The sequence below is a fragment of the Lentzea sp. CC55 genome, from assembly GCF_021056325.1.
GTDB classification, from domain to species: domain Bacteria; phylum Actinomycetota; class Actinomycetes; order Mycobacteriales; family Pseudonocardiaceae; genus Lentzea; species Lentzea jiangxiensis.
On record NZ_JAJCXE010000019.1, the window covers coordinates 451846 to 475289 of the forward strand.

25 protein-coding genes and 1 pseudogene are annotated in these 23444 nt (G+C 71.4%); 16 read left to right on the top strand and 10 right to left on the bottom strand.

The window, feature by feature from the left end:
- Nucleotides 1–35: 35 nt before the first annotated feature.
- Nucleotides 36–2132, bottom strand: coding sequence for a glycoside hydrolase family 95-like protein (locus L6E10_RS13840; protein ID WP_236219913.1), 2097 nt, complete (start codon nucleotides 2130–2132; stop codon nucleotides 36–38).
- A gap of 307 nt (nucleotides 2133–2439) precedes the next feature.
- Between L6E10_RS13840 and L6E10_RS13845 the strand changes: the two genes are divergently transcribed.
- From L6E10_RS13845 to L6E10_RS13860, 4 genes and pseudogenes are all read left to right on the top strand, one after another.
- Nucleotides 2440–3126, top strand: a complete 687-nt coding sequence (locus L6E10_RS13845; protein WP_236219914.1) for an energy-coupling factor ABC transporter permease — start codon at nucleotides 2440–2442, stop codon at nucleotides 3124–3126.
- Nucleotides 3123–3407 (top strand): PDGLE domain-containing protein, encoded by a 285-nt coding sequence (locus tag L6E10_RS13850; protein ID WP_236219915.1) that lies wholly within the window; start codon nucleotides 3123–3125, stop codon nucleotides 3405–3407. The genes L6E10_RS13845 and L6E10_RS13850 overlap by 4 nt, the downstream gene beginning before the upstream one ends.
- Nucleotides 3404–4042, top strand: a pseudogene (cbiQ, locus tag L6E10_RS13855) (cobalt ECF transporter T component CbiQ); the annotation flags it as partial. The gene L6E10_RS13850 and the pseudogene cbiQ, both read left to right, overlap by 4 nt.
- Nucleotides 4031–4819 (top strand): energy-coupling factor ABC transporter ATP-binding protein, encoded by a 789-nt coding sequence (locus tag L6E10_RS13860; RefSeq protein ID WP_236220122.1) that lies wholly within the window; start codon nucleotides 4031–4033, stop codon nucleotides 4817–4819. The pseudogene cbiQ and the gene L6E10_RS13860, both read left to right, overlap by 12 nt.
- Here L6E10_RS13860 and L6E10_RS13865 read toward each other — a convergent pair.
- The gene (locus L6E10_RS13865) at nucleotides 4798–5313 is read right to left on the bottom strand and encodes a TetR/AcrR family transcriptional regulator (protein ID WP_236219916.1); all 516 of its coding nucleotides are present in this window, start codon (nucleotides 5311–5313) and stop codon (nucleotides 4798–4800) included. The genes L6E10_RS13860 and L6E10_RS13865 overlap by 22 nt on opposite strands.
- 73 nt (nucleotides 5314–5386) lie before the next feature.
- Here L6E10_RS13865 and L6E10_RS13870 point away from each other — a divergent pair, with 73 nt between their 5' ends.
- The 3 genes from L6E10_RS13870 to L6E10_RS13880 are packed head-to-tail and all read left to right on the top strand — an operon-like array spanning nucleotide 5387 to nucleotide 7040.
- The gene (locus L6E10_RS13870) at nucleotides 5387–5803 is read left to right on the top strand and encodes a nuclear transport factor 2 family protein (protein ID WP_236219917.1); all 417 of its coding nucleotides are present in this window, start codon (nucleotides 5387–5389) and stop codon (nucleotides 5801–5803) included.
- Complete coding sequence (locus L6E10_RS13875; RefSeq protein ID WP_236219918.1) at nucleotides 5803–6702, top strand: phosphotransferase; 900 nt, start codon at nucleotides 5803–5805, stop codon at nucleotides 6700–6702. The genes L6E10_RS13870 and L6E10_RS13875 overlap by 1 nt, the downstream gene beginning before the upstream one ends.
- Nucleotides 6703–6731: 29 nt before the next feature.
- Nucleotides 6732–7040 (top strand): DUF4303 domain-containing protein, encoded by a 309-nt coding sequence (locus L6E10_RS13880; protein WP_236219919.1) that lies wholly within the window; start codon nucleotides 6732–6734, stop codon nucleotides 7038–7040.
- On the opposite strand, the gene L6E10_RS13885 is transcribed toward L6E10_RS13880, so the two are convergent.
- Nucleotides 7037–7768, bottom strand: coding sequence for an RDD family protein (locus L6E10_RS13885; protein WP_236219920.1), 732 nt, complete (start codon nucleotides 7766–7768; stop codon nucleotides 7037–7039). The two genes, L6E10_RS13880 and L6E10_RS13885, sit on opposite strands and share 4 nt — an antisense overlap.
- A gap of 19 nt (nucleotides 7769–7787) precedes the next feature.
- On the opposite strand from L6E10_RS13885, the gene L6E10_RS13890 reads away from it, so the two are divergent.
- A complete protein-coding gene (locus L6E10_RS13890) occupies nucleotides 7788–8795 on the top strand; it encodes a stage II sporulation protein M (protein WP_236219921.1) in 1008 nt (335 codons plus the stop codon).
- Here the strand turns inward: L6E10_RS13890 and L6E10_RS13895 are convergent.
- The 6 genes from L6E10_RS13895 to L6E10_RS13920 form a co-directional block, all read right to left on the bottom strand.
- Entirely contained in the window at nucleotides 8792–10081 is a 1290-nt protein-coding gene (locus tag L6E10_RS13895) for a DUF58 domain-containing protein (protein WP_236219922.1), read from the bottom strand. The two genes, L6E10_RS13890 and L6E10_RS13895, sit on opposite strands and share 4 nt — an antisense overlap.
- Before the next feature lies 1 nt (nucleotide 10082).
- Nucleotides 10083–11045: a MoxR family ATPase gene (locus L6E10_RS13900; RefSeq protein ID WP_236219923.1), complete on the bottom strand. Its 963-nt coding sequence runs from the start codon at nucleotides 11043–11045 to the stop codon at nucleotides 10083–10085.
- Nucleotides 11042–12073: a DUF4350 domain-containing protein gene (locus tag L6E10_RS13905; protein WP_236219924.1), complete on the bottom strand. Its 1032-nt coding sequence runs from the start codon at nucleotides 12071–12073 to the stop codon at nucleotides 11042–11044. The genes L6E10_RS13900 and L6E10_RS13905 overlap by 4 nt, the downstream gene beginning before the upstream one ends.
- Nucleotides 12070–12669, bottom strand: coding sequence for a DUF4129 domain-containing protein (locus tag L6E10_RS13910; RefSeq protein ID WP_236219925.1), 600 nt, complete (start codon nucleotides 12667–12669; stop codon nucleotides 12070–12072). Before L6E10_RS13910 ends, L6E10_RS13905 begins: the two co-directional genes overlap by 4 nt.
- On the bottom strand, nucleotides 12656–13663 hold the full coding sequence (locus L6E10_RS13915; protein WP_236219926.1) for a hypothetical protein: 1008 nt from the start codon (nucleotides 13661–13663) through the stop codon (nucleotides 12656–12658). Before L6E10_RS13915 ends, L6E10_RS13910 begins: the two co-directional genes overlap by 14 nt.
- Nucleotides 13664–13734: 71 nt before the next feature.
- The gene (locus tag L6E10_RS13920; RefSeq protein ID WP_236219927.1) at nucleotides 13735–14313 is read right to left on the bottom strand and encodes a uridine kinase; all 579 of its coding nucleotides are present in this window, start codon (nucleotides 14311–14313) and stop codon (nucleotides 13735–13737) included.
- 94 nt (nucleotides 14314–14407) lie between these two features.
- On the opposite strand from L6E10_RS13920, the gene L6E10_RS13925 reads away from it, so the two are divergent.
- Nucleotides 14408–15757 (top strand): replication-associated recombination protein A, encoded by a 1350-nt coding sequence (locus tag L6E10_RS13925; protein ID WP_236219928.1) that lies wholly within the window; start codon nucleotides 14408–14410, stop codon nucleotides 15755–15757.
- Between the two features lie 122 nt (nucleotides 15758–15879).
- Nucleotides 15880–16515: a maleylpyruvate isomerase N-terminal domain-containing protein gene (locus L6E10_RS13930; protein WP_236219929.1), complete on the top strand. Its 636-nt coding sequence runs from the start codon at nucleotides 15880–15882 to the stop codon at nucleotides 16513–16515.
- Here the strand turns inward: L6E10_RS13930 and L6E10_RS13935 are convergent.
- A complete protein-coding gene (locus L6E10_RS13935; RefSeq protein WP_236219930.1) occupies nucleotides 16502–17104 on the bottom strand; it encodes a GNAT family N-acetyltransferase in 603 nt (200 codons plus the stop codon). The genes L6E10_RS13930 and L6E10_RS13935 overlap by 14 nt on opposite strands.
- A gap of 340 nt (nucleotides 17105–17444) precedes the next feature.
- Between L6E10_RS13935 and L6E10_RS13940 the strand changes: the two genes are divergently transcribed.
- The 6 genes from L6E10_RS13940 to L6E10_RS13965 are packed head-to-tail and all read left to right on the top strand — an operon-like array spanning nucleotide 17445 to nucleotide 23342.
- Complete coding sequence (locus L6E10_RS13940) at nucleotides 17445–17837, top strand: DUF948 domain-containing protein (RefSeq protein ID WP_236219931.1); 393 nt, start codon at nucleotides 17445–17447, stop codon at nucleotides 17835–17837.
- Nucleotides 17834–18103, top strand: coding sequence for a hypothetical protein (locus L6E10_RS13945; RefSeq protein ID WP_236219932.1), 270 nt, complete (start codon nucleotides 17834–17836; stop codon nucleotides 18101–18103). Before L6E10_RS13940 ends, L6E10_RS13945 begins: the two co-directional genes overlap by 4 nt.
- A 56-nt stretch (nucleotides 18104–18159) precedes the next feature.
- A complete protein-coding gene (gene alaS / locus L6E10_RS13950; RefSeq protein WP_236219933.1) occupies nucleotides 18160–20829 on the top strand; it encodes an alanine--tRNA ligase in 2670 nt (889 codons plus the stop codon).
- Nucleotides 20816–21304: a Holliday junction resolvase RuvX gene (gene ruvX / locus L6E10_RS13955; RefSeq protein ID WP_236219934.1), complete on the top strand. Its 489-nt coding sequence runs from the start codon at nucleotides 20816–20818 to the stop codon at nucleotides 21302–21304. Before alaS ends, ruvX begins: the two co-directional genes overlap by 14 nt.
- Nucleotides 21301–22521 carry an endolytic transglycosylase MltG gene (mltG, locus tag L6E10_RS13960; RefSeq protein WP_236219935.1) on the top strand — a complete coding sequence of 407 codons (1221 nt, stop codon included), beginning with the start codon at nucleotides 21301–21303 and terminating at the stop codon, nucleotides 22519–22521. The genes ruvX and mltG overlap by 4 nt, the downstream gene beginning before the upstream one ends.
- Entirely contained in the window at nucleotides 22521–23342 is an 822-nt protein-coding gene (locus L6E10_RS13965) for a shikimate dehydrogenase (protein WP_236219936.1), read from the top strand. The genes mltG and L6E10_RS13965 overlap by 1 nt, the downstream gene beginning before the upstream one ends.
- The last annotated feature ends 102 nt before the right edge of the window (nucleotides 23343–23444 follow it).

Genomic DNA, 23444 nt, shown 5'->3' on the forward strand with positions numbered 1-23444 from the left:
GTTCACGCACACGTCCGAATGTTCGAATTTGGACGTTACGGCAGACCCCAGCGCGAAGACGAGCCGTTGGCTTCCACATCACGCGCCGAGACCTCGGGCCGTGTGCCGCGGCGCGCGATGATGGCGCTCTGACCTCGTCGAAGGGGGATTTCGACGGCAGTGCCGCGAGTGCGGTGCTCCAGGCGGCGGCCGCGCGCGTCGCGGACGTCGACGTCACCCGTGATCCCGTGCTCCAGCACCAAAGGCGCGCCCGCCTCCGAGTGCACCCTCACCCAGTCGGTGCGGCCACCGGAGCGCGAAGCGTCCACGAGGAAAGCACCTTGCGTGCGCAACGACGAGATGGACGCATCGGCCCAAGTGGACGAAACGGAGGGGAAGACGCGCACGACGTCGTTGTGCGACTGGACCATCATCTCCAGCACGGCCTGGGCGGCCATGAGCGGTGACTCGATGGCGAGGTTGCCGCCCTCGCGGTAGAAGGTGTTCTCGGTCAGCACGGCGTTCGAACCGACCTGCTTGCGCTCGAGGAAGTGGCGCAGGAACGACAGCGCGTCCGCCGGGCGGCCCATCGCCGAGTACATCGCGGAGGCGGCTCCGTAGCTGTAACCGGCCCACGCCTCACGGCGGGAGGTCCAGAGGCCGACCGTCCGCGCGATGAGCGCTCGGTGCTCCGGCATGTCCCACGTGAGCTCCCGCAACGGGTAGAACCACAGCAGGTGCGAGAAGTGGCGGTGCGAGTCCTCCAGCGCCTTGTCCCTGCCGATCCGGACGCCGCTCGCGTCCTGCCAGTAGGGCGTCAGGCGGGTCAGCACGTCACGCCAGCGCGGGTTCTCCTCGATGGACAGCAGCGTCTTCACGCCCCAGCGGATCAGCGACAGGTCGTAGGTCGCGTCGACGCTGTTCGCGTACTCCGGTGAGCGCGTCTCCGGCAGGTGGAGCTTGCCGTCGGTGCCCTCGACGAGGAAACGGGCGTAGTAGTTGACCGCCTTCGTCAGGACGGGGAACAGGACGTCCCTGACGATCCTGCGGTCCATCGTGTGCCGGTAGCCGAGCCAGACGTTGTGGCAGGCCCACAGGAGGTTGCCCGTGTGGTCGTTCGGCGCGACGCCGGGAACGCCGCAGTAGCGCGGACCGGAGCGCAGCGTGCGGTCGCCGGGGTGGCAGATCGCGTACGAGTTCCCGTCGCGGTAGGCGGGGTTCACGTTCGACTCGAGGTTGTGCTCGAACCGCTTGAGCGTCGTCGTCACGGCGTCCAGCTCGTGGTGGTTCGAGCCGTTGACCAGCGGGTACGAGACCTGGACGTTGAGGTTCCACCACACGGCCGTCCAGCTGTTGCCCTGCTCGGGGAACCACGGGCCCCACTCGGAGATGACGGGCGCGTCGGCACGGGTGGCGGCGGCCATCTTGTAGAGCTGCAGCCAGTAGAAGCGCTGCACGAGCTTGTCCGGCACCGACACCAGCGACTTCGAGTAGTAGGCGTTCCACCAGCGGCGGTGCTGCAGCGCCAGGACCTCGAACGGGATCGCCAGCGCCGTGCGCACCTCGCGGATCGCGTCAGACGTGTGCGTGTCCGCAGGGTGTGTGTACGCGATGTGAGCCGCTAAACGGCCGTTGCGGGTGTTCCAGGCCGTTGTGTAGCCACCGCCCGCGAGCAGCGGTTGTGCGGCATAGGAGACGCCGTTGGCCGTGCCGAGGGTCGGCGCGGGGTTGGCCGTGTAGTCGGCCGGCCTGCGGACCTGCCGGGTGGTCGACGACTCCAGCGGCTGGAAACCCCAGGTCACGTCCCCTCGGACCGAGGCGAGGAACGTGCTGCGCGAGTTGTGCACGAGCATCGTGAACGTGGCGCTGCCCTGCGTGGTCGTCACCGAGCCCGTCAGCTCGGCGTTCCACAGGTCGAGCGTCCAGTCGACGGCCGTGATCGCGCCGGCGAACTTCAGGGTCAGGTAGCCGATCGGCAGCCGCGACAGCCCGACCGCCGCCTCCCAGTGCGCCCGCTGGTCCTGGACCTCGGAGTGGCTGAGCATCAGCTTCAGCTCGTCCGCGGTACGGCCCCGGTAGACCTGGACGCCCAGGAAGCCGTTGGCCAGAAAGGGACTATCGCCCCAATTCGTCGGCAGCCGCCTCCATTCCACGCGAGCGTCGCGAACGACGTCCCGGTGCACGCTGTGACCCGATGTATCGGGGATCGTCGGCGCTGCGACCGCGGTGCCCCCGACCAGTCCGGAAGCTCCTACGACCGCGCCTGTTGCGTGCAGAAAGGTTCTACGCGACAGCTCTGCCACTGTTCGTCCCTCCGTGCCGTGGCGGCGGCGGAACGGATCTAACCGCAGAAGTCATCCGAGGACTAGCGGCGCTGTGACGACTGACGCGCTGTTGCCCGCAGATAGTTGTTGCACAGTTCTAGCCACAGCCGAGGTCGGGCAATTAGCGTCAGCACCCATGTCACCTGTTGCCATGCACATGAGCGACGGTCTGCTGAACGCGCCGGTCTCGGTCGCCTTCCTCGTCATCGCGGCACTCGGTGTCGGGTTCGCGTTGGTCAAGGCACGTGCGGACCTCGACGACCGCACGGCGCCGATGGCGGCCCTGGTGGCCACGTTCATCTTCGCCGTCCAGATGATCAACTTCCCGATCCTCCCCGGCGCCTCCGGCCACCTGCTCGGCGGAGCCCTCGCGGCGATCCTGGTCGGCCCGTACGTCGGCGCGCTGTGCGTGACGATCGTGCTCGTGGTGCAGGCCCTGCTGTTCGCGGACGGTGGTCTGACCGCGTTGGGGGCCAACGTCACGAACATGGCGCTGATCGGCACGGCGGCCGGGTTCCTCGTCGCCGTGGCGCTGCGGAAGTTCGCCCGAAAGGGCAAGGGCGGTCTCGCGGCCGTCGCCTTCGTCTCGGCGTTCGTCAACACGCTGCTCGCCGCGACGGGCTTCGTCGTCGAGTACGCGATCGGCGGCGCCGGCGGCGTGGAGATCGGCAAGGTCGCGCTGCTGATGTGGGGCCTGCACGCGCTGATCGGCATCGGCGAGGGCCTGATCACCGCGGCCACCGTCACGTCGGTCGCCTCGATCCGCCCCGACCTCGTCTTCCTGCTGAAGGGCACCCGCAAGCCGCTGGAGGTGCGGTCGTGAAGAAGTTCTCCATCGGGTTCGCGTTCGTCTCGCTGCTGATCGCCGGGGTGCTGTCGTACTTCGCGTCCGGCGACCCGGACGGCCTCGACAAGACCGTCGAGGACACCGGCATCGCCGAGCACGCGCGGGAGCACCCGTTCGCCGGCGGCACGTTCGCCGACTACGCGCTCGGTGGCGACGACAGGTTCACCGGTCTCGCGGGCGTGCTCGGCGTGGTCGTCGTGCTGGCCCTCTCGTTCGGCCTGTTCTGGGTGCTGCGCAAGAAGTCCGGCGCACGATGAGCGGCGCCCACGACGTCCTGCACCACGCCGGCGACTCGCCGGTGCACCGCCTCGCGCCCCACGTGAAGATCCTCGTGGCGTTCGGGGCGGTGCTGGGCGTCGTGGCGACCCCGCGCGCGCTGTTCCCGCTGTTCGGCCTCTACCTGCTGGTGATCGTCGCGGTGTGGGGCGTCGCCCGGGTTCCCGCGCTGTGGTTCGTGAAGCGCGCGGTGATCGAGGTGCCGTTCGTGGTGCTCGCGTTCCTGCTGCCGATCTTCGGCACGGACCCGCGCACCGACTTCCTGGGGCTCTCGGTGTCGGTGGAGGGCTCGCTGGCGGGCTGGAACATCCTCGCCAAGGGCACCCTGGGCGTTCTGATCAGCCTGACCCTGGCCGCCACGACGGCGCCGGGGGAGTTGTTGCGCGGCCTGCAGACCTTGCGGGTGCCGGCACCGCTGATCATGATCGCCACGCTGATGCTCCGCTACGGCGAAGTCGTCGTCGGGGAGGCCAGGCGCATGCGCGTCGCCCGCATCTCCCGCGGCGACGACCCGCGGTTCCTGTGGCAGGCGGGCGCGATGGCGCGCTCCGTCGGCACGTTGTTCATCCGGTCCTACGAACGCGGAGAGAGGGTGCACCTGGCGATGGTGTCGCGCGGCTGGACGGGCAGTCCCGGGGGCTCGGTGGCGTTCGTGCCGGAGACCCCCGCCGCTGCCGCGCTGGAGGTCTCCGGGCTCGCGTTCGCCTACCCCGACGGGCACCAGGCGTTGTTCGGCGTCGACCTGCGCGTCGAGCGCGGCGAGCGCGTCGCGGTGCTCGGCCCGAACGGAGCCGGCAAGACCACGTTCGCGTTGCACCTCAACGGAGTTCTCTCCGGCGGCGCGGGCACGGTCTCGGTCGCGGGACTCGAGGTGTCGAAGAAGAACCTCCGCGAGGTCCGCCGCCGCGTCGGCCTCGTGTTCCAGGACCCGGACGACCAGCTCTTCAGCCCCACGGTCGCCGAGGACGTCGCTTTCGGCCCGCGCAACTTCGGCATGTCCGATGTGGACGCCCGGGTGCTGGAGGCGTTGCGGGCGGTCGGCATGGAGTCGGTCGCCGGCCGCTCACCGCTGCACCTCTCCGGAGGCCAGCGCCGCCGCGTCGCGCTGGCGTCGGTGCTCGCCTGCTCACCCGAGATCCTGGTGCTGGACGAGCCGTCGGCGAACCTCGAACCGGTGGCGCGCAGGGAATTGGCCGAACTGCTGCTCTCGCTGGCGCCCACCATGCTCGTGGTCACGCACGACCTGCCGTTCGCGCTGCAGGTCTGCCCCCGCAGCGTGCTGATCGACGACGGCGTGGTCGTGGCGGACGGCCCGACGCGCGAGATCCTCGCCGACACCGCGTTGCTCGCCCGCCACCGCCTCGAACTGCCCTACGGCTTCCGGCTCGACTGAAGCCCGGCCAGCACGACCCGCAGCAGCACCGCGGGGTTCGCGCCTTCGTGCATGCTCTGGAGCATCCCCTTCATCAACGCGACCAGGTCCCCGGTCGTGACGTCGGTGCGCACCTGGCCGGACTCCTGCGCTCGCCGCAGCAGCGTGCCGAGCGCGGCGTGCAGGCGGTCGCGCAGCTCTGACGGCACCGCGATGGCGTCGGACATGTCCCGCTTGGCCGCCGCCTCGTCCGCCATCCTCGTGAGGAACGCGGTCAGGTCCGCGCCGGCGTCGTCCGAGGCCTGCTCCGCGGTCCCGATCATGGCCGCGACGCGCACCTCCGTGACGGCCTGGAACAGCGCCTGCTTCGTGGGGAAGTGCCGGTAGACCGTCCCCGGTCCCACGCCGGCCCGGGCCGCGATCTCGTCCAGCGGCACGTCGAAGCCCTCGGCGGCGAAGAGCTCCCGCGCCGCCTGCAACACCTTCTCGCGGTTGCGCGCGGCGTCCGCCCTCATCGTTGCCAACCGGGGCGCACGTTCCGTATCGTCTTAACCGGGGTCACCGTTCCGATTCTACGAGGGGCACGCGATGAAGCGCACACCGGCACAGATCGTGGAACACGTCCGCCGCCAGGTCGCGGGAGAGCAGACGCACGACTCGTTCGCGGACCTCTTCACCGAGGACGGAGTGATGGCGTACCGCTTCCCGGCACCGTTCCAGGAGCCGGAGATCCGGGGGCGCGACGCGATCCGCGCCTACTTCGACCGCATGCGCGGCGCCCGCGTCCGCGAGAAGATCGAGGTCCAGCACGCCGAGGCCGTCACGAGGCTCACCGACGACCCGGACGTCGTGGTCGCCGAGATCACCCACCGGGGCTGGTCGAAGGTGAAGCAGGACTACTACACGTTCACCGCCGTCGCGATCATCCACTTGCGCGACGGCGAGATCGTCCGCTACGACGACTACATGAACCCGCTGCTGCTGACCGAGCTGCTGGGAGCCTGATGGACATCGCCGCCTGGTGCGCCGCCGAGCTGGGCAGCGCACCGGTCTCGGTGTTCTACGAGCGGGAGTCGATCTCGTCGGTGCACGGGGTGCTGCTGGCCGACGGCCGCTCCGTCTACGTGAAGGTCCGTCCGGACGACGGCCGGGCGCATTCCTGCCTCGCCGCGCAGGCGTTCCTGGCGTCGCGCGGATTTCCCTGCCCCCGCCCCGCCACGCCGGTGACGGTGGTGGACGGGATGGCCGTGCACGCCGAGGAAGCGCTGCCCGGCGGGGAGGTGCTGCCCGGTTCCGGCGCCGGCGTCGCCCGGCGGTACGCGGTCGTGTTCGCCCGGTCGACGTCGTTGCTGGCCGAGGTGCGGGTCCCACCGCCGGTGCCCGCGCCGCGCTGGGCCCGGTGGGACCACTCGGATCCGGGGGTCTGGCCGGCCGTCGACTTCCTGGACGCGCGCGACCAGAGCGCGGTGCCCGCGTTCGTGGTCGAGTTCGCCACGCGGCTGCGCGCGCGGTTGCTCGCCACCTCGCTGCCGCGCGTCCTCGGGCACGCCGACTTCGAGGCGCAGAACCTGCGGTGGCGCGACGGCGAGGTGTGGGCGGTGCACGACTGGGACAGCCTCGCCTGGCAGCCCGAGGCCGCGCTGGCCGGGGCGGCCGCCGGGGCGTTCGCCAACGCCTCCCCGCCCTCGCTGGCGCCGATCGCCGGCTCTGCGGCGTTCATCGAGGCCTACCAGCAGGCTCGCGGACGGTCGTTCTCCGCCGAGGAGTGGGAGATCGCGTGGGCCGGGAGCCTGTGGACCGCCGTGCACAACGCCCGGTGGGAGGCCCTGCACGGAGATCCGCCGGTGTCGCTGGAGGCGGTGCGGGCGCAGGGGGAGGAACGGCTGCGGCTGGCGAACGCCTGACCGGCCGCCGCGGTGTGGTCCGATGCCCCGTGATCCCGACCGAAGCGGACCTCGCGGACGCGGTGACCTCGGCCGTTCGCGCGTTCGGACCGGCGCTGCCGGCGTGGTCGCACGAGGCGCCAGCGCGGCGAACGGACGCCGGCTCCCCGTTCTCGATCGTGGGGGAGCAGCACCCGCGGCCGGTCCGCGAGCCGATGGAGACCGCACTGCGCAGGCTCGGCGACGCCCGCGCGGGTGTGCTGGTCCTGGTCGAGGTCGTCCCCGATGACGAGGAGAACGTCCCCTCGGCGCGCCGGCTCAACCCGCCGGGGCCGGCGCCGGACGCCTGGCTGGGCTAGGCCTCCGCCCGCCGGCGCCGTTCCGCCAGCACCGCCGACAGGTACGGGTGCGGATGCGTGTGCTCCAGCCGGGGCGACCGCACCGCCGTCCCCACGTCGTCCGCCAGCCGCGACCCCAGGTCCCACCGCGCCTGCTCGCTCAGCTCCCGGTACCGGCTCAGGTACTGCCGCACCGCGAGCACCAGCTCGTCCGGCAGCTGCGACAGGTCCAGCCCGGACGCCCACGGCGCGAGCTGCGGCGGCATCGTGGCGAGCTCGACCTGCTGCTTCGGAACGCGGACGTGGATCACGACCGTGCCGGCGAGGTAGTCGCCGACGCGTTTGCCCTGCGGGGAGAACAGCGACACGAACAGGGCCACGGCGCCGCCCAGGCCGAGGGCCCAGAAGTCGACGAAGAAGCCGCCGAGCGCGCGCACCAGGGCGTGGCGGAAGCGGATGGCACCGCCGTCGTCGCGCACCACGCGCAGGCCCATCACCAGCTTGCCCAGCGAGCGGCCGCGGGTCAGCGACTCGACGGCCGCCGGGTAGCCGACGAGGACCAGCACCGCGAGGGCGAGGGCCACAGCCGTCTGCAGGGCGTCGTCGAAACCGATCGGGACGAGCAGCGAGACGAGCACGAGCAACCCGAACTGCACGGCCACGTCGAACGCGAACGCGACGGCCCTGCTGGCCAGTTGTGCGACGCGCAGGTCCAGAACTACGGCTTCACCGGTGACGAGGTCCCCCACGCGGATAGTGTGACTCATCGTGGATCTGGACGTGTTCATCGAGCGTCACCGCGCGTCGTGGCAGCGCCTCGAACAGCTCGTGAAGCGGACCGGCCGGCTCAGCGGGGCCGAGGCCGACGAGCTCGTCGAGCTGTACCAGCGCGTCACGACGCACCTGTCGGTCGTGCGCAGCCAGGCCCCGGACCCGGCGACGGTGGAACGGTTGTCGTCGCTGGTCGCGCAGGCCCGGTCGGCGCTCACGGGCACGCACACGCCGGCGTGGCGGGTGTTCACGCGCTTCTTCACCCACCGGCTGCCCGCCGCCATCTACCTCGGCTGGCGCTGGTGGGTCCCGGCCGGACTCGCGTTCTACCTGGTCACGGGCATCATCGCGGCCTGGATCGCCTCCAGCCCCGAGGTGCAGGCGACGATCGCGGCACCGGACGAGCTCCGCGAGATGACCAGGGCCGGCGGCAGCTACGAGTCGTACTACTCCAGCGATCCCGCGGGGTCGTTCGCGGCGAAGGTGTGGACCAACAACGCCTGGATCTCGGCCGCGTGCCTGTTGCTCGGCGTGTTGTTCGCGATCCCGCCGATCTACTTCCTCTTCACCAACGCGGTGAACGTCGCCGTCGGCATCGGGTTGATGTTCGGCGCGGGCCGCGGCGAGCTGTTCCTCGGACTGTTGGCGCCGCACGGGCTGTTGGAGCTCACGGCGGTGTTCGTGGCGGCCGGGATCGGCATGCGGCTGGGCTGGCAGGTGATCGATCCCGGCAGGCGCACCCGCGCCCAGGCCCTCGCCGCGGAGGGCCGTTCGGTCGTGGCGGTGGCGCTCGGGCTCGTGGTGGTGCTGCTCGTGTCCGGTGTGCTGGAAGGGTTCGTGACACCGTCCGGGCTGCCGACGTGGGCGCGCGTCGGCATCGGGGTCGTGGCCGAGGTGCTGTTCCTGCTCTACGTGTTCGTCATCGGGCGGCGGGCCGCGCGGCAGGGCGAGACCGGCGACGTCGACGCGAGCGAACGCGAGGACGTCGCACCGGTGGCCGTCTAGAGCTTTCCCGCCGCTTTCAACGAGAGATAGCGATCCGCGAGAGCGCGCGGCAGGTCGTCCGGCAGTGCGTCCACGACGTCGACACCGTGCCGTGCGAGCAAAGTGGTGAGACGGCGTCGTTCGGCCAGAGTGCGTTCCGCAGCAGCAGCCGAGTAAACGGCTTCGAGGTCACCACGGCCCGCCGCCATCGCGTGCACCGCCGGATCGGCCACGGAGGCGATGAGCAGGTGGTGCCGCGACGCCAGGGCAGGCAGCAGCGGCAGCAGACCGTGCTCGATCGACGGCTCCAGCGACGTCAGCAACACCACCAGCGACCGTCGTCCGGCCCGGCGCAGCACCTCGGCGACGGCGGCACGCGCGTCGAACTCCACCAGCTCGGCCTCCAGCGGCGCCATCGCCTGCACCAGGGCCGGCAGCGCCGCCCGCGGCACCGAGGCGCGCACCTTGTGGCTGAACGCGACGAAGTCCACCTGGTCGCGGGAGTGCGAAGCCAAGGCGGACAACAGCAACGCGGCGTCCATCGACGTGTCGAGGCGCGGCAGGCCACCGAGAGCGCCCTGCACGCGGCCCGCCGACGTGCGGGCGGTGTCGAGCACGATCGTCACCTGGCGGTCGCGCTCCGGGCGCCACGTGCGCACCACGACGTCCGACGACCGTGCGGAGGCACGCCAGTCGATCGACCGCACGTCGTCACCGATCACGTACGCGCGCAGCGAGTCGAACTCCGTGCCGGCGCCACGGATCAACGAAGCACGGCGGCCGTCCAGTTCGCGCAGGCGTTCCAGCAACGGCGGCAGGTGGCGACGACTGTGGAACGGCGGCAACGCACGCACGGTCCACGGCACGACGTGCGAGCCCTGCCGTGCCGCGACACCCAACGGTCCGAGAGAACGCACAGTCACACGGTCAGCCGTGCGATCGCCACGACGCACGGGCCGCAGCTCGAACGAGAACGTGCGCGATCCACCGGCGGGCACCTCCACCGCGACGCGGTCGGCGACCACACCGGCAGAAGGCGCCCATGCGTCACGAAGAACGCCACGCAACCGACGTCCGGGGTTGTGCACTGTCAGCTCGACCACGCACAACTCGCCGGTGCGCACGGACACCGCCCCGGAGCGCGAGAACGTCAGCCTCCGGACGCCCGCGGCGAGCACCAGGTCGATCGCCACGCACGCCACCAGCACCGCGAACACGACGAGAACCCCTTGCCACGACGGCAAGAGCAGTCCGACGACGAGAACCCCGATGAGCGCGAGCAGACCCGCGCGGCCCGTGAGCGCCACGTCAGCGCGGCACCTGGACCGCGCCGAGCACGCCGTCGAGCACGCCGTCCGCCGTCACGCCCTCCAGTTCGGCCTCCGGGCGCAGCTCCAGCCGGTGCCGCAGAGCGGGCCGAGCCAACGCCTTCACGTCGTCCGGCGTCACGTAGTCACGGCCCGAGAGCCACGCCCACGCGCGCGACGCGGCCAGCAAAGCCGTTGCGCCACGCGGAGAAACGCCCAGACGCACGGCCGGGGACTCGCGGGTCGCACGGCACACGTCGACGATGTACGCGACCACTTCGGGAGCCACCGTCAACGCGCGCACGGCCGCCGAACCGGCGTCCAGGTGCGCCGCGCCGGCCACCGGCTGCAACGCCGACAGGTCGCGCGGGTCGAAGCCGGAGGCGTGCCGGGTCAGGACGTCGATCTCGTGCTCCCGCGCGGGAACCGGCATCGTCACCTTCAGCAGGAACCGGTCCAGCTGCGCCTCGGGCAGCGGATAGGTGCCCTCGTACTCGACCGGGTTCTGCGTCGCCACGACGATGAACGGCGAGGGCAGCGGCCGCGTCCTGCCGTCGGCGGACACCTGCCGTTCCTCCATCGCCTCCAGCAGCGCGGACTGCGTCTTCGGCGGCGTCCGGTTGATCTCGTCCGCGAGCAGCAGGTTCGTGAAGACCGGACCCTCGCGGAACGAGAACGCCGCGTTGTGCGAGTCGTAGACCAGCGAGCCCGTGAGGTCGCCGGGCATCAGGTCCGGCGTGAACTGCACACGCGTTGTCGAGAGGTCCAACGCGCGCGCAAGAGCACGCACGAGCAACGTCTTCGCGACGCCCGGCACACCCTCCAGCAGCACGTGCCCCTTGCACAGCAACGCGAGGATCAACGACGTCACGGCCGCGTCGTTGCCCACCACGGCCTTGCCGATCTCCGCGCGCAACGCCACCAGCGCCGTGCGGGCTTCCTCGGTGGTGACCACTGCCGTCATCCCTTGCGCACCTCGTTCTCCAGAGCGTCCAGCTCGTCGGCCAGCGCGACCAGCCCCCGGTCGTCCACCGGCCCGTTGTCGTAGAGCAGCGCCCGCACCGAGGTGACGGGGCGCGAAGTCCTGCGGGCGATCTCCTCCGACGGGTCCTCGCCCACCGGCAGCCCCAGCAGTGGCGCCAAGCGGTCCCTTGCCGCCTGCCGCAGCACCTCGGCGGCGTGGCCGGCGGCGTGCGAACGGCGGTACAGCCGCGCCCTGCCCTCGACCGTCTCCGAGGCCCTGACCAGCACCGGGAGCTGCTCGGGCACCACGCGGCCGAGCCTGCGGGCCCGCCACAGCGCGATCAGCACGGCCGCGACGCCGAGCTGCAGGGCGCCGAACTTCCAGCCGTCCGGGACGAGGTCGCCGAACGACTTCTGCCGGGACCTGTCCGCCGCCGAAGGCACGTACCAGACCAGCCGCTCGTGCTGGCCGAGCAACGACAGCGCCAGCGCCGCGTTGCCCTCGGAGTCGAGGTCGCGGTTGGTGAAGATGCCGCCGTGGCCGATCGTCGTCACGGTGCCCGTGCGCACCAAAGTCGAGTCGTAGCAGCGTTGTTCGCCTTCGTAGACGAACCCGCCGGTGGTCGCCGCGCCCGCCTTGGCCGCGAGCGGGCAACCGGGCTGCCGCGTCTCGGGCTCCACGCGGCCGACGCCGTTCGCCGGTGCGAGCAGCACCGTGGCGGCGGCGCGGCCGCTGAGGTCCGCGAGCCGCCGCGGGTCGATCAGGTTCGGTTGCGTCACGAACAGCGTCGCGCCCTCCACGGAGGACGCGTCGTCGGTGAGCTCGACGCGCACGCCGTTGCGCTCCAGCAGCGCGGCGACCGCGCGACTGCCCTCCGGCCGGTAGGAGCGCGGGTCGAGCGAGCCGCCCTCACCGGTGCCGCGCAGCACCGTGATGACCACGGCCGCGAACAGGATGACCACGCCGATCAGCAACGGGCCGCGCGCGGCCGTCCAGATCCGCCGCGAGTCCGGGGACACCGCCGTCATCCGCGCACCTTGCCGTCGACGGAGACCACCTGCCGGTACCCCTCCTCGGTGGCGGGCCTGCCGCCGTACCAGACGTCGTCGAACTGCACCGCGGCGCCGCGCAGGTCGTCCGCGAGCGCCGGGAGCGCCGCGCCCGCCTCGGACGCCACCTCGTCGACGGTGCGGCCCGCCCGCGCGTCGAGCACCCCGCGCTGCTCCAGTTCCCGCACCACGGCGCGGAAGCGTTCGCGCACCGCCTCCGCCAGGTCACCGGCCGCGGCCGCCTTCTCGGCGGCCTCGCGGTGCTCGGCGGCGGTCAGCGCGGCCGAGCCGAACACCTCGCCGCCCGAACGCAGGGCACGGCCGGTGCGCCCGGTGCGCAGCCTGATCACGACCGCGACGACCACCGCCAGGACGACGAGGGTCGTGACCGCGGTGAAGCCGCTCATGCCGCCCGCCCCGGCGAACAGCTCGCCGAGGCGTTCGAGGACCCAGTCGATGGCCCGTTCCAGCGGGTTCGGGTCGTCGGAGACGTACGCGGGGTCGCTGAGCTCCCGCGCGGCCGCCTCCCTCGCCTCGTCGCGGCCGGGATCCACCGGTACGTCAGAGACCTCCATGCCCCGCGGCCCGCTGGAGTTCGATGTCCATGCCCTCGGAGCGCATCCGGCGGTCGACGTAGACCAGCACGGTGACCGCGGAGCTGAACGGCAGCGTGATCGTCGAGGCGATGATCGCGCCGATGGTCGACAGGACCAGCGAGCCCAGGCCGAGCGCCGCCGCGGGGTCGGCGGACAGGCCGGACGACACCGCGCCCGCGAGGCCGAAGGGGAGGCTGACGATCCAGCTGATCACCCAGCCGATCACGAGGGTGAGCAGCAGGATGCCGAACGTGCGCCACCACGCGCCTTTGACGAGCTTCCTGGAACGGCCGAACGCCGCGCCGACGCCGCAGCGCTCCAGCACGAGAGCGGGGGTGACGAGGGCGAACATCACCCACAGCCAGACGCCCGGCACGATGCACAGGAGCGCGCCGACGGTGATCACGAGACTGGAGAGCAGGGTCGCGCCGAGCAGCGGCAGCAGCCGCGGCTTGAACTCCTCCCACGCCTGCCCGAACGACACGGGCTCGCCCAGCACGGCGTGGCCGACGATCACCGTGATGTAGCCGGACAGGAACACCGTGCCGATCAGCACCAGCAGCGTGCTGAGGAACGCGCCGCCGAGGACGCCGGGGAGCGTGTTCGTGAACTGCTCCAGGATCTGCTCTTCCGTCATGGTGTTCGGGTCGAGCGACACCGCGGCGGTGAGGTCGTCGAGGAACGGCAGCTGCACCAGCAGGCCGATGATCTGCGTGACCGCCGCGACGACCGCGGCCGCGCCGATGATCAGCTTCGGGTAGCGGCGCATCGTCGTGATGGAGCCGTCGATGATCTCGCCGGCGGAGAGCGGGCGCAGCGGGATCACACCGGGCTTGATCGACTGCTGCGGTCCGGGCGGCGGGGCGTTGTAGCCGTACTGCCCGCCGTACTGCGGCTGCTGACCGTACTGCGGCGGCTGGTTCGGCTGGTTCGATGGCTGGTCGGGCGACGACCAGCCGGGCGTGTCGGACATCGCGGCTAACCCCCGGTTGTGGTGTGAGCGGCATCCTGCCAGACCAGGTCCGGGGCAACCGGCCGACCCGATCACGAGACGAGTTCGGCCCTGGCCTTCTTCGGCGTGGTGGGGCGCATGCCGGCGCCGACGCAGCGCCGGACCACCCGCGGCTGCTCGCGCATCAGCCGCAGACCGCGCCGGATCAGCGTCGGCACGGGTTTGCGGGCCTCGGCCACGTCGCGGGCGAACCGGCGCACGAACGTGACCGGCGGGCTCGGCGCGAGCACGATGGCGTCCCTGAGCACCCCGGCCTCGCGCGCGCCCGCGACCAGGAGGTCGGCGAACAGGCCCTCCGCGATGAACGCGGGCGCGTCGCCGAGAACGATCTTCTGCGTGCCGACCGCGCGGTCCTCGCCGATCGAGTAGACCGGCGCCTCGACCTCACCGGTGGTGGACAGCTCGACGATCGCCCGCAGCGCCTCGTCCGCGTTCCACGACCCGACCGCGTCCCAGTCGGCGCGCCCGTGCTCGTCGCGGGGCAGCAGCGGGTCGTCACCGTCGCGGTAGAAGTCGTCCAGGCGCAGCACGGGCCAGCCGAGGTGGGCGGCGAGTGTCGACTTGCCTGAGCCGGAGGGTCCGGCGAGCAGCACGGCACGGGGGATGGGCACGGAACGCGATCCTCGCACATGGCCCGGCGGTGCCCCGCGGGTCCGTGCGACCCTCGCCGGACGGAGCCGCCGGACACGGCTTAGGCTCGAACGCATGAGCGAAGGTCTGTTCGACGAGGGCCTCTTCGGCGCGACCGACGAGGAGAAGGCCGAGCGCATCGCGGCCAACGCCCCGCTGGCCGTGCGGATGCGTCCGGCCGCGCTCGACGAGGTCGTCGGCCAGGACCACCTGCTCGGGCCGGGCGCGCCGCTGCGCCGTCTGGTCGAGGGCGCCACACCGGCGTCCGTGATGCTCTACGGCCCTCCCGGCACCGGCAAGACGACCCTCGCGACCCTGGTGTCGAAGGCGACCGGCCGCCGGTTCGTCGCGCTGTCGGCGTTGTCCGCGGGCGTGAAGGAGGTGCGGGCGGTCATCGACGAGGCCCGGCGCCGCCTGGTCCGCTCCGGTGAGTCGACCGTGCTGTTCATCGACGAGGTGCACCGGTTCTCCAAGACGCAGCAGGACGCATTGCTCGGCGCGGTCGAGGACAGGATCGTGCTGCTGGTCGCGGCCACCACGGAGAACCCGTTCTTCTCGGTCGTGTCGCCGTTGCTGTCGCGCTCCCTCGTGCTGCAGCTCAAGTCGCTGACCGACGACGGGGTGCGGGCGGTGATCCGGCGCGCGGTGTCCGACGAGCGCGGCCTGGGCGGGTCCGTCGTCCTGGAACCCGACGCCGAGGACCACCTGATCCGCCTCGCCGGTGGTGACGCGCGCCGGTCGCTGACCGCGCTGGAGGCGGCGGCCGACTCGGCGCTCGCGTCCAACGGGGGCGTGGTCACGCTGCCGCTGCTCGAGTCCACCGTGGACAAGGCGGCGGTGCGCTACGACCGCGACGGCGACCAGCACTACGACGTGACGTCGGCGTTCATCAAGTCGATCCGCGGCTCGGACGTCGACGCGGCGCTGCACTACCTCGCCCGCATGATCGAGGCGGGGGAGGACCCGAGGTTCATCGCGCGGCGGCTGGTGATCCACGCCAGCGAGGACGTCGGCATGGCCGACCCGACGGCGCTGCAGACGTGCGTGGCGGCGGCCCAGGCCGTGCAGCTCATCGGTCTGCCCGAGTGCGCTCTGAACCTCGCGCAGGCCACCATCCACCTCGCCACCGCGCCGAAGTCGAACGCCGTGACGACCGCGATCTACGCGGCCATCGAGGACGTCCGCAAAGGCGCCATCGGTTCCGTGCCCGCGCATCTGCGCGATGGCCACTACGCCGGTGCCGCCAAGCTCGGCAACGCCCAGGGCTACCGCTACCCGCACGACGTCCCGGAAGGCGTGCTGACGCAGCAGTACGCGCCGGACGAGCTGGTGGGCCGCGACTACTACGAGCCGACCGGTCGGGGCAACGAGCGCGCTGTGGCGGAACGGCTGCCGCGCCTGCGCAGGGTGATCAGGGGCGGGTGAACCGCTTCGCGCCCTCCGCGTGACCAGGGCGTGGAACTCGTGCCGCACGATCCTCGCCTTCCCGGGCACGACCGCGGAAAACGAGGTGATCGCCGCCCGCCGCGGTCGGTAGCTTCGGCGCGGTGACCATCAGAGAAGACTTCCTGACCACCGCCCGCACCGCGCTCGGACTCCTGCGCCACGACCGGGTGGCGGCGAACTGGGACCGGCCGAGCGCCCTGCCGGAGTTCGGCGTCAGCGGTCTCGCCGGTCACCTGGCCTACCAGGTGCTGCCGCTGCCGTCGATGATCGGGACCCCCGCCGGTGACGAGCCGGTCGTCCCGCTGGCGGAGCACTACGCGCGGGCCGGGTGGACCGACCTGGACGTCGACTCCGACTTCCACACGCGCATCCGGGCGGGCGGCGAGAAGCTGGCGGCCGAGGGTCCCGGCGCCCTGGCCGACCGGGTCGGGGCGACGCTGCTGGAGCTCGAGACGTCGCTGCCCGGTCAGGAGAACCGGGGCGTCCGCATGCCGCACTGGGGGCCGTGGGCGGTGCCGCTGGACGAGTACCTCGTCAGCAGGCTGATGGAGCTCGTCGTGCACTGCGACGACCTCGCGGTGAGCGTCGGGGTGCAGACGCCGGAGTTCCCCCGCCACGTCCACGAGACCGTCATCGACCTGCTGACGCGCATGGCGCTCGACAAGCACAGCGGGATCGACCTGGTGCGCGCGCTCAGCCGCAAGGAACGCGCACCGGGGGACATCACCGCGTTCTAGCGGCGGCACTGGACCGGCGGCACACCATCAGCAGCGCGACCTTGCCCGGCAGCACGATCTCGTCGGCCGCCACGAACCCGCCCGCCTCGAACGACCGGATGGCACGCGTGTTGCGCACGTCCGGCTCCAGCACGATCCGCGTGCAGTGCGGGTCGGCCTCGAACAGCGCGTCGGTCAGCCGGGGGAGCAGCGAGCGCACCAGGCCCCGGTCGGTCATCGCCAGCTCGCCGACCGCGAGGTTCAGCCCGAGGTCGTGCGGCCGTGCCCGGTAGCAGCTCCCGACGGCGTGCCGGGCCGCGCGGCAGACCTCGGCGTAGATCACCGGGCGGCCGTGCCAGCTGATCAGCAGCGGGCGGACGTCGTCACCGTCGAGCTGCGCCCGCAGCTCCGCCTCCCAGCGGGGCAGCGTCCAGGCCTGCCGGCGGAACGCCGCCACGTGCGGTGCGGAGTTCCAGCGGTGGACGAGGTGCAGGTCGTAGCCGTCCGAACACGCCACTCGGGCGTCCCAGGGCATCGACAGCTCCGGGACCGGGGGCGGGCCCGCGGTGACCTGCGTCCGGTAGGAGTCCAGGTGCGTCACCGGCTTCACGGAGCCTCCTGCGCGTCGACTCAGGTGTGCCCGACTCCACGCTGCGCGAGGCCGCGGGTCAAGCCCTGTGTGACCGGTATTTCACAGGCAGTGACAGCCGCGCGTCAACGAGTGGTCCGTTCCAATCGGCTCGCGCGGGTCGGCCGAGGTGCCGCGGCCGCGGTGCGCACCGGCTCCCGGCGGCGGCCGGAACCACCCGCCACGCCGGCCTCGTCCGCGAGCGGGCCGACGGCGCGGTGGTTCGTTGAAGATCAACAAATGGTGCCGCTCGGCCGGGTTCCGGGGCAACGCGGTAATCTCACCCCACCAAAGCCCGAATGCCTGTTCACCAGGAGGATCTGTGTCGCCAGGGTGGCTCGCCGCCGGTGCCTTCGTGCTGCTCGTGCTGCTGCTGGCGATTCCGGCTTTCAAGGCGGCACGCTTCTTCGACGAGGCCACGATCGCGATGCGCAAGGCGCACGAGAACACGGACCCGTTGTTCAGTGAGGCCAACACGACGCTCACGCACGTGAACACGCAGCTCGAACGCGTCGACGGCATCACGGCCAACGCACGCGCTGTCACGGGCAACGTCTCCGCGCTCACCAGCCTGTTCACCGCCACCCTCGGCGGGCCGCTGGTCAAGGCCGCCGCGCTGTCCTACGGCCTGAGCAAGGCGGTCAAGGCCCGCCGCAAGGCCGCCGAGCAGCCGAACAAGCACGCCAAGCGCCGCCTGAAGCGGGGGTCGCGATGAGCCGCCTCTTCTGGTTCGGCCTGGGTGCCGCCGCCGGCCTCTTCGCCGCGAGGAAGGCCGCCGAGGTGACAAAGCAGGCGACTCCCGCCGGCATCGGCGCTAACGTGGGTGAAGGCCTGCGAGAGCTCGCCGGCGCCATCGGCTCCTTCGGGGCCGAGGTCCGCGCGGGAATGGCCGAGCGGGAACAGGAGTTGCAGGACACCGTGGAGCGTCAGACGGGATTCACGCCGGGGCGTCGAGCGCCCAGGGCGAACGGGAAGAACTGACCGTTCGCCTCCGAAGCGCGCCCTGACAACTCCCAGCAACTTCCAAGGACCCTCCCGTGCAGACCCACGAGATCATCAAGCGCTTCCGCGAGCACTTCGAGAACGCCGGGCACAAGTACATCCCCAGCGCCTCGCTGCTGCTCGACGACCCCAACCTGCTGTTCGTCAACGCCGGCATGGTGCCGTTCAAGCCGTACTTCCTCGGCGAGGCCCCGCCGCCCGCCCCGCGGATGACGAGCATCCAGAAGTGCGTGCGCACGCCCGACATCGACGAGGTCGGCAAGACCACGCGCCACCTCACGTTCTTCCAGATGGCCGGCAACTTCTCGCTCGGCGACTACTTCAAGGAAGACGCCATCCGCCTGGCCTGGGAGCTCATCACCAAGTCCCAGGACGAAGGCGGCTACGGCTTCGACCCCGAGCGCATCTGGGTCACCGTCTACGAGACCGACGACGAGGCCATCGAGCTGTGGCAGAAGGTCGCCGGCATGCCGCTCGAGCGCATCCAGCGCCGCGGCGTCGAGGACAACTTCTGGTCGATGGGCGTGCCCGGCCCGTGCGGCCCGTGCTCGGAGATCTACTACGACCGCGGCCCCGCCTACGGCAAGGAGGGCGGCCCGGTCGTCGACGAGGACAGGTACCTGGAGATCTGGAACCTCGTCTTCATGCAGAACATCCGCGGCGAGGGTGGCGCCAAGAAGGACTACCCCGTCCTCGGTGAGCTGCCGTCGAAGAACATCGACACCGGCATGGGCGTCGAGCGCGTCGCCTACCTGCTGCAGGGCGTCGACAACGTCTACGAGACCGACCTGGTCCGCGCCGTCATCAACAAGGCCGAGGAGCTGTCGGGCCGCAAGTACGGCGCCAACGAGGTCGACGACGTCCGCTTCCGCGTCATCGCCGACCACGCCCGCAGCGGTGTGCTGCTGGTGGGCGACGGCGTCACGCCCGGCAACGAGGCCCGCGGCTACGTGCTGCGCCGCCTGCTGCGCCGCATCGTCCGCAGCTCGCGCCTGCTCGGCGTGACCGAGCCGGTGCTGCAGACGTTCGCCGAGGTCGTCCGCGACTCGATGGGCGAGGCCTACCCCGAGCTGGTCAGCGGCTTCGCCCGCATCCAGCAGGTCCTCAAGGCCGAGGAGGACACGTTCCTCCGCACGCTCGACGCCGGGTCGCGGATCTTCGAGAACGCCGCCGCCGAGGTGAAGTCCGACGGCCGCGCCACGCTGCCCGGCGACAAGGCCTTCCAGCTGCACGACACGTACGGCTTCCCGATCGACCTCACGCTGGAGATGGCCTCCGAGGCCGGCCTCTCGGTCGACGAGGACGGCTTCCGCAAGCTGATGGCCGAGCAGCGCGCCCGCGCCAAGGCCGACGCCGCCGGCAAGAAGACCGGCCACGGCGACCAGTCGGTGTACCGCGAGCTGCTGGAGCAGGGCCCGACCGAGTTCACCGGCTACACCGAGCTCGCCTCCGAGGCCACGCTGCGCGGCATCGTGCTCGACGGTGCCCGCGTGAAGTCGGCCAGGGAAGGCGACATCGTCGAGGTCGTCCTCGACCGCACGCCGCTCTACGCCGAGTCCGGTGGCCAGGAGTCCGACGCCGGCACGATCGTCACCGGCAACGCCGAGCTCGAGGTGCTCGACGTGCAGAAGGTCGCCCGCAAGCTGTGGGTGCACCAGGTGCGCGTCCGCTCCGGCGAGATCGCCGAGGGCGAGCACGTCGAGGCCCGCGTCGACCCGGAGTGGCGCGTCGGCGCCCGCCAGGGCCACTCGGGCACGCACGTCGTGCACGCCGCCCTGCGTCAGGTGCTCGGCCCGTCGGCCCTGCAGAGCGGCTCGTACAACAAGCCCGGCTACCTGCGCCTCGACTTCGCCTGGACCGGTGGCCTGTCCGCCGAGGCCCGCTCGGAGATCGAAGAGGTCTCGAACCTCGCCGTGCGCAAGGACCTGCCGGTCAGCATCGTCTACACCGACATGGCCGGTGCCCAGGAGATGGGCGCCGTCGCCCTGTTCGGCGAGACGTACGACGAGACCGTGCGCGTCATCGAGATCGGCGGCCCGTGGTCGCGCGAGCTCTGCGGTGGCACCCACGTCGAGCACTCGTCGCAGATCGGCCCGATCACCCTGCTCGGTGAGTCGTCGGTCGGCTCCGGCGTGCGCCGCCTGGAGGCCTACGTCGGCATCGAGGCCATGCGGTTCCTCGCCAAGGAACGCGCCATCGTGCAGAACCTCTCCGACATGCTCAAGGTCGGCTCCGACGGTCTGCCCGAGCGGATCGAGTCCCTGGTCGAGCGCCTGAAGGCCGCCGAGAAGGAGCTCGAGAAGGTCCGCGCCGCCCAGCTGCTCGGCAACGCCGGGTCGCTGGCCGACAAGGCCCTCGACGTCCGCGGCCTGTCGCTGGTGGCCCTCGGCCTGGAGGGCGTGACGGGCAACGACCTGCGCACCCTCGGTGGCGAGGTCCGCAACCGCCTGGGCAGCAAGCCCGGTGTCGTGGCCCTGTTCTCGGTCGACGGCGACAAGGTGAGCTTCGTGGTCGCCACGACGGCCGCCGCCCGCGACCTGGGCCTGGCCGCCGGCAAGCTCGTCCCGGTGTTCGGCCCGGCCATCGCCGCCCGCGGTGGCGGCAAGCCCGACCTCGCCCAGGGCGGTGGCACCAACCCTGCCGGTGTCCCCGAGGCCATCACGGCTCTCACCAACGAACTGGACAAGGTGCTTGAGCAGCACTGATTCGCCTGGCGTCGACGACCCGGGCCTCGGACGGAGGCTCGGCGTCGACGTCGGATCGGTTCGAGTGGGAATTTCTCTCAGCGACCCGGGCGCGTTTTTGGCGACTCCGCTGGTTACTCTCCAGCGTGACGAGAAGCGCGGCTCGGACCTCACCGAGCTCGTACGTCTCGTGGCCGAGCATGACGTCGTCGAGGTCGTGGTCGGTCTGCCCAGAACCCTGGCGGGACGTCACGGCCCGGCGGCGGAGGCGGCGACCAGGTACGCCACCGCGCTCGCCGAGCGGATCGCCCCCGTGCCGGTCCGGCTGAGCGACGAGCGGCTGACGACGGTCGTGGTGAGCCGGGTGCTGGCGCAGCGCGGTGTGAAGGGCAAGAAGCAGCGTGCCGTGGTCGACCAGGCTGCCGCTGTCGAGATCCTGCAGTCTTGGCTGGACGCGCGGGCCCGTTTCGTGGCCGCCCGAAAGGACGAAGTGTGAGCGACGACCTCGGGTTGTTCACCGACCCCGACGTGGAAGAGCGACGCCCGGTCCGCAAGCGCGACCGCGGGCGTGACACCGCGCGCGCCAAGGCGAAGAAGCGCAAGAAGACGGTCCTGTGGCTGGTCGTCGCGCTGGTCCTCGCCGTCGGCATGGGCGGCGCGTACTACGGCTACCAGGAGCTGCGCGGCATCGGCTCGTTCGAGGACTTCTCGGGTGCCGGCGAGGCCGACGCGATCGTGGAGGTCCAGGACGGCGACCCGGTCAGCAAGATCGCGTCGACCCTGTACGACAACGGCGTCATCGCCTCCGCGCGCGCCTTCACCGAGGCCAGCAAGACCGACGCCCGCGTGACGTCGATCCAGCCCGGCTTCTACCTGATGAAGACGAAGATGTCGGGCCAGGAGGCCGTGGCCCGCATGATCGACCCGAAGACCAGGGTCCCGGCCGTGCAGATCGTCGGCGGCCTGAAGCTCACCGACATCAAGGTGGGCGACAAGACGGTCAAGGGCGTCTACTCCCAGCTCGCCGACGCGAGCTGCACGGAGAAGGACGGCGCGAAGAAGTGCCTGACGTTCGACGAGATCAAGGCCGCCGCCGAGCAGACCGACCCGGTCGCCCTCGGCGTGCCGGACTGGGCGATCTCCGACGTGAAGCGCGCCGACCCGCAGTTCCGCCTCGAAGGCCTGATCATGCGCGGCGTGTACCAGGTCAAGCCCGGCGTGAGCGCGGTCGAGCTGCTCCGCAGCGTCATCGTGTCCTCCGCCCAGAAGCTGCAGGGCGCCGGCATCCCCGGCGGCACCATGAACACCGGCTTCCGGCCGTACGAGGTCCTGGTCATCGCCTCGCTGATCGAGAAGGAAGCGATCGAGAAGGACTTCGGCAAGGTCTCGCGGGTCATCTACAACCGCATCAAGAAGCCGATGCCCCTGCAGTTCGACTCGACCATCAACTACAAGAACAACCAGCCCCACATCCGCACGTCCGACGCGGACCGCAACGCGCAGGGGCCGTACAACTCCTACATCAACCAGGGCCTGACGCCCACCCCGATCGGCTCGCCGTCGCAGCAGGCCATCGCCGCCGCGATCAATCCCGAGGCCGGCGAGATGCTGTACTTCGTGAAGTGCCAGAAGGACGGCACCTCCTGCTTCGCGACCACGTTCGAGGAGCACAACGCCAACGACCAGAAGGCCCAGAGGGAGAACGTCTACTGATGCGGCACAAGGCGGCGGTGATCGGTTCGCCGATCGAGCACTCCCTCTCTCCCGTGCTGCACAACGCCGCTTACGCCGCGCTCGGCCTCGACTGGGAGTACACGAGGCTGGAGTGCGCCGAGGACGCGGTGCCGTCGCTCGTGTCCTCGCTGGGGCCGGAGTGGGCCGGCCTGTCGTGCACGATGCCGACGAAGCGCGCGGCTCTGGCCTTCGCCTCGACGGTGACCCCGCGGGCCTCGGCCGTGGGGGCGGCGAACACGTTGGTGCGCACCGACTCCGGGTGGCACGCGGACTGCACCGACGTCGACGGTGTCGTGGGGGCCTTGCGGGGGAAGGGTTTCTCCGGCGGGGCTCGCGGCGTGGTGCTCGGGGCGGGCGGAACGGCTACCGCCGCGCTGGCCGGGTTCGCCGAGCTGGGCGTCTCCTCCGTTTCCCTGGTGGTGCGGGACCCTTCCCGGGCTGGGGAGGCCGTTCGGACCGCGGAACGGGTGGGCGTGGCGGTGGAGGTGCTGCCGCTGTCCTCAGTGGACGTCGGTTCGCTCGCTGCCGGGTGTGACGTGCTGGTGTCGACCGTGCCCGCGGCCGCCACCGAGTCACTGGCCGGTGACCTGGCGCGGGCGCCGTTCGTGCTGGACGTGATCTACCACCCCTGGCCCACGCCCGTCGCCGATGCGGTCCGGGGTTCCGGGGCCCGGTTGGCGACCGGGCTGGACATGTTGCTGCACCAGGCTTTCGGTCAGGTCGAGCTGTTCACCGGGATGGACGCGCCCCGGGACGTCATGCGGGAGGCGTTGGGGGCCGCGTTGGCGGCTCGCGCGTAGCACCTCCGGCGCCGGGTGTCGTCGAGGACGAGTACGGCGGGTTCTCGGGTGTGCCGCTTGCCGTTCCTGTGCCGGCCGGGCGGTGCGTCCGTCGCATGTGGA

Coding starts and splice junctions, on each gene's coding strand:
- L6E10_RS13845 (WP_236219914.1), top strand. CDS start 2,440: ATGTCACCTGTTGCCATGCACATGAGCGACGGTCTGCTGAACGCGCCG.
- L6E10_RS13860 (WP_236220122.1), top strand. CDS start 4,031: ATGGTGTCGCGCGGCTGGACGGGCAGTCCCGGGGGCTCGGTGGCGTTC.
- L6E10_RS13865 (WP_236219916.1), bottom strand. CDS start 5,313: ATGAGGGCGGACGCCGCGCGCAACCGCGAGAAGGTGTTGCAGGCGGCG.
- L6E10_RS13870 (WP_236219917.1), top strand. CDS start 5,387: ATGAAGCGCACACCGGCACAGATCGTGGAACACGTCCGCCGCCAGGTC.
- L6E10_RS13875 (WP_236219918.1), top strand. CDS start 5,803: ATGGACATCGCCGCCTGGTGCGCCGCCGAGCTGGGCAGCGCACCGGTC.
- L6E10_RS13900 (WP_236219923.1), bottom strand. CDS start 11,045: ATGACGGCAGTGGTCACCACCGAGGAAGCCCGCACGGCGCTGGTGGCG.
- L6E10_RS13905 (WP_236219924.1), bottom strand. CDS start 12,073: ATGACGGCGGTGTCCCCGGACTCGCGGCGGATCTGGACGGCCGCGCGC.
- L6E10_RS13910 (WP_236219925.1), bottom strand. CDS start 12,669: ATGGAGGTCTCTGACGTACCGGTGGATCCCGGCCGCGACGAGGCGAGG.
- L6E10_RS13915 (WP_236219926.1), bottom strand. CDS start 13,663: ATGTCCGACACGCCCGGCTGGTCGTCGCCCGACCAGCCATCGAACCAG.
- L6E10_RS13925 (WP_236219928.1), top strand. CDS start 14,408: ATGAGCGAAGGTCTGTTCGACGAGGGCCTCTTCGGCGCGACCGACGAG.
- L6E10_RS13945 (WP_236219932.1), top strand. CDS start 17,834: ATGAGCCGCCTCTTCTGGTTCGGCCTGGGTGCCGCCGCCGGCCTCTTC.
- L6E10_RS13965 (WP_236219936.1), top strand. CDS start 22,521: ATGCGGCACAAGGCGGCGGTGATCGGTTCGCCGATCGAGCACTCCCTC.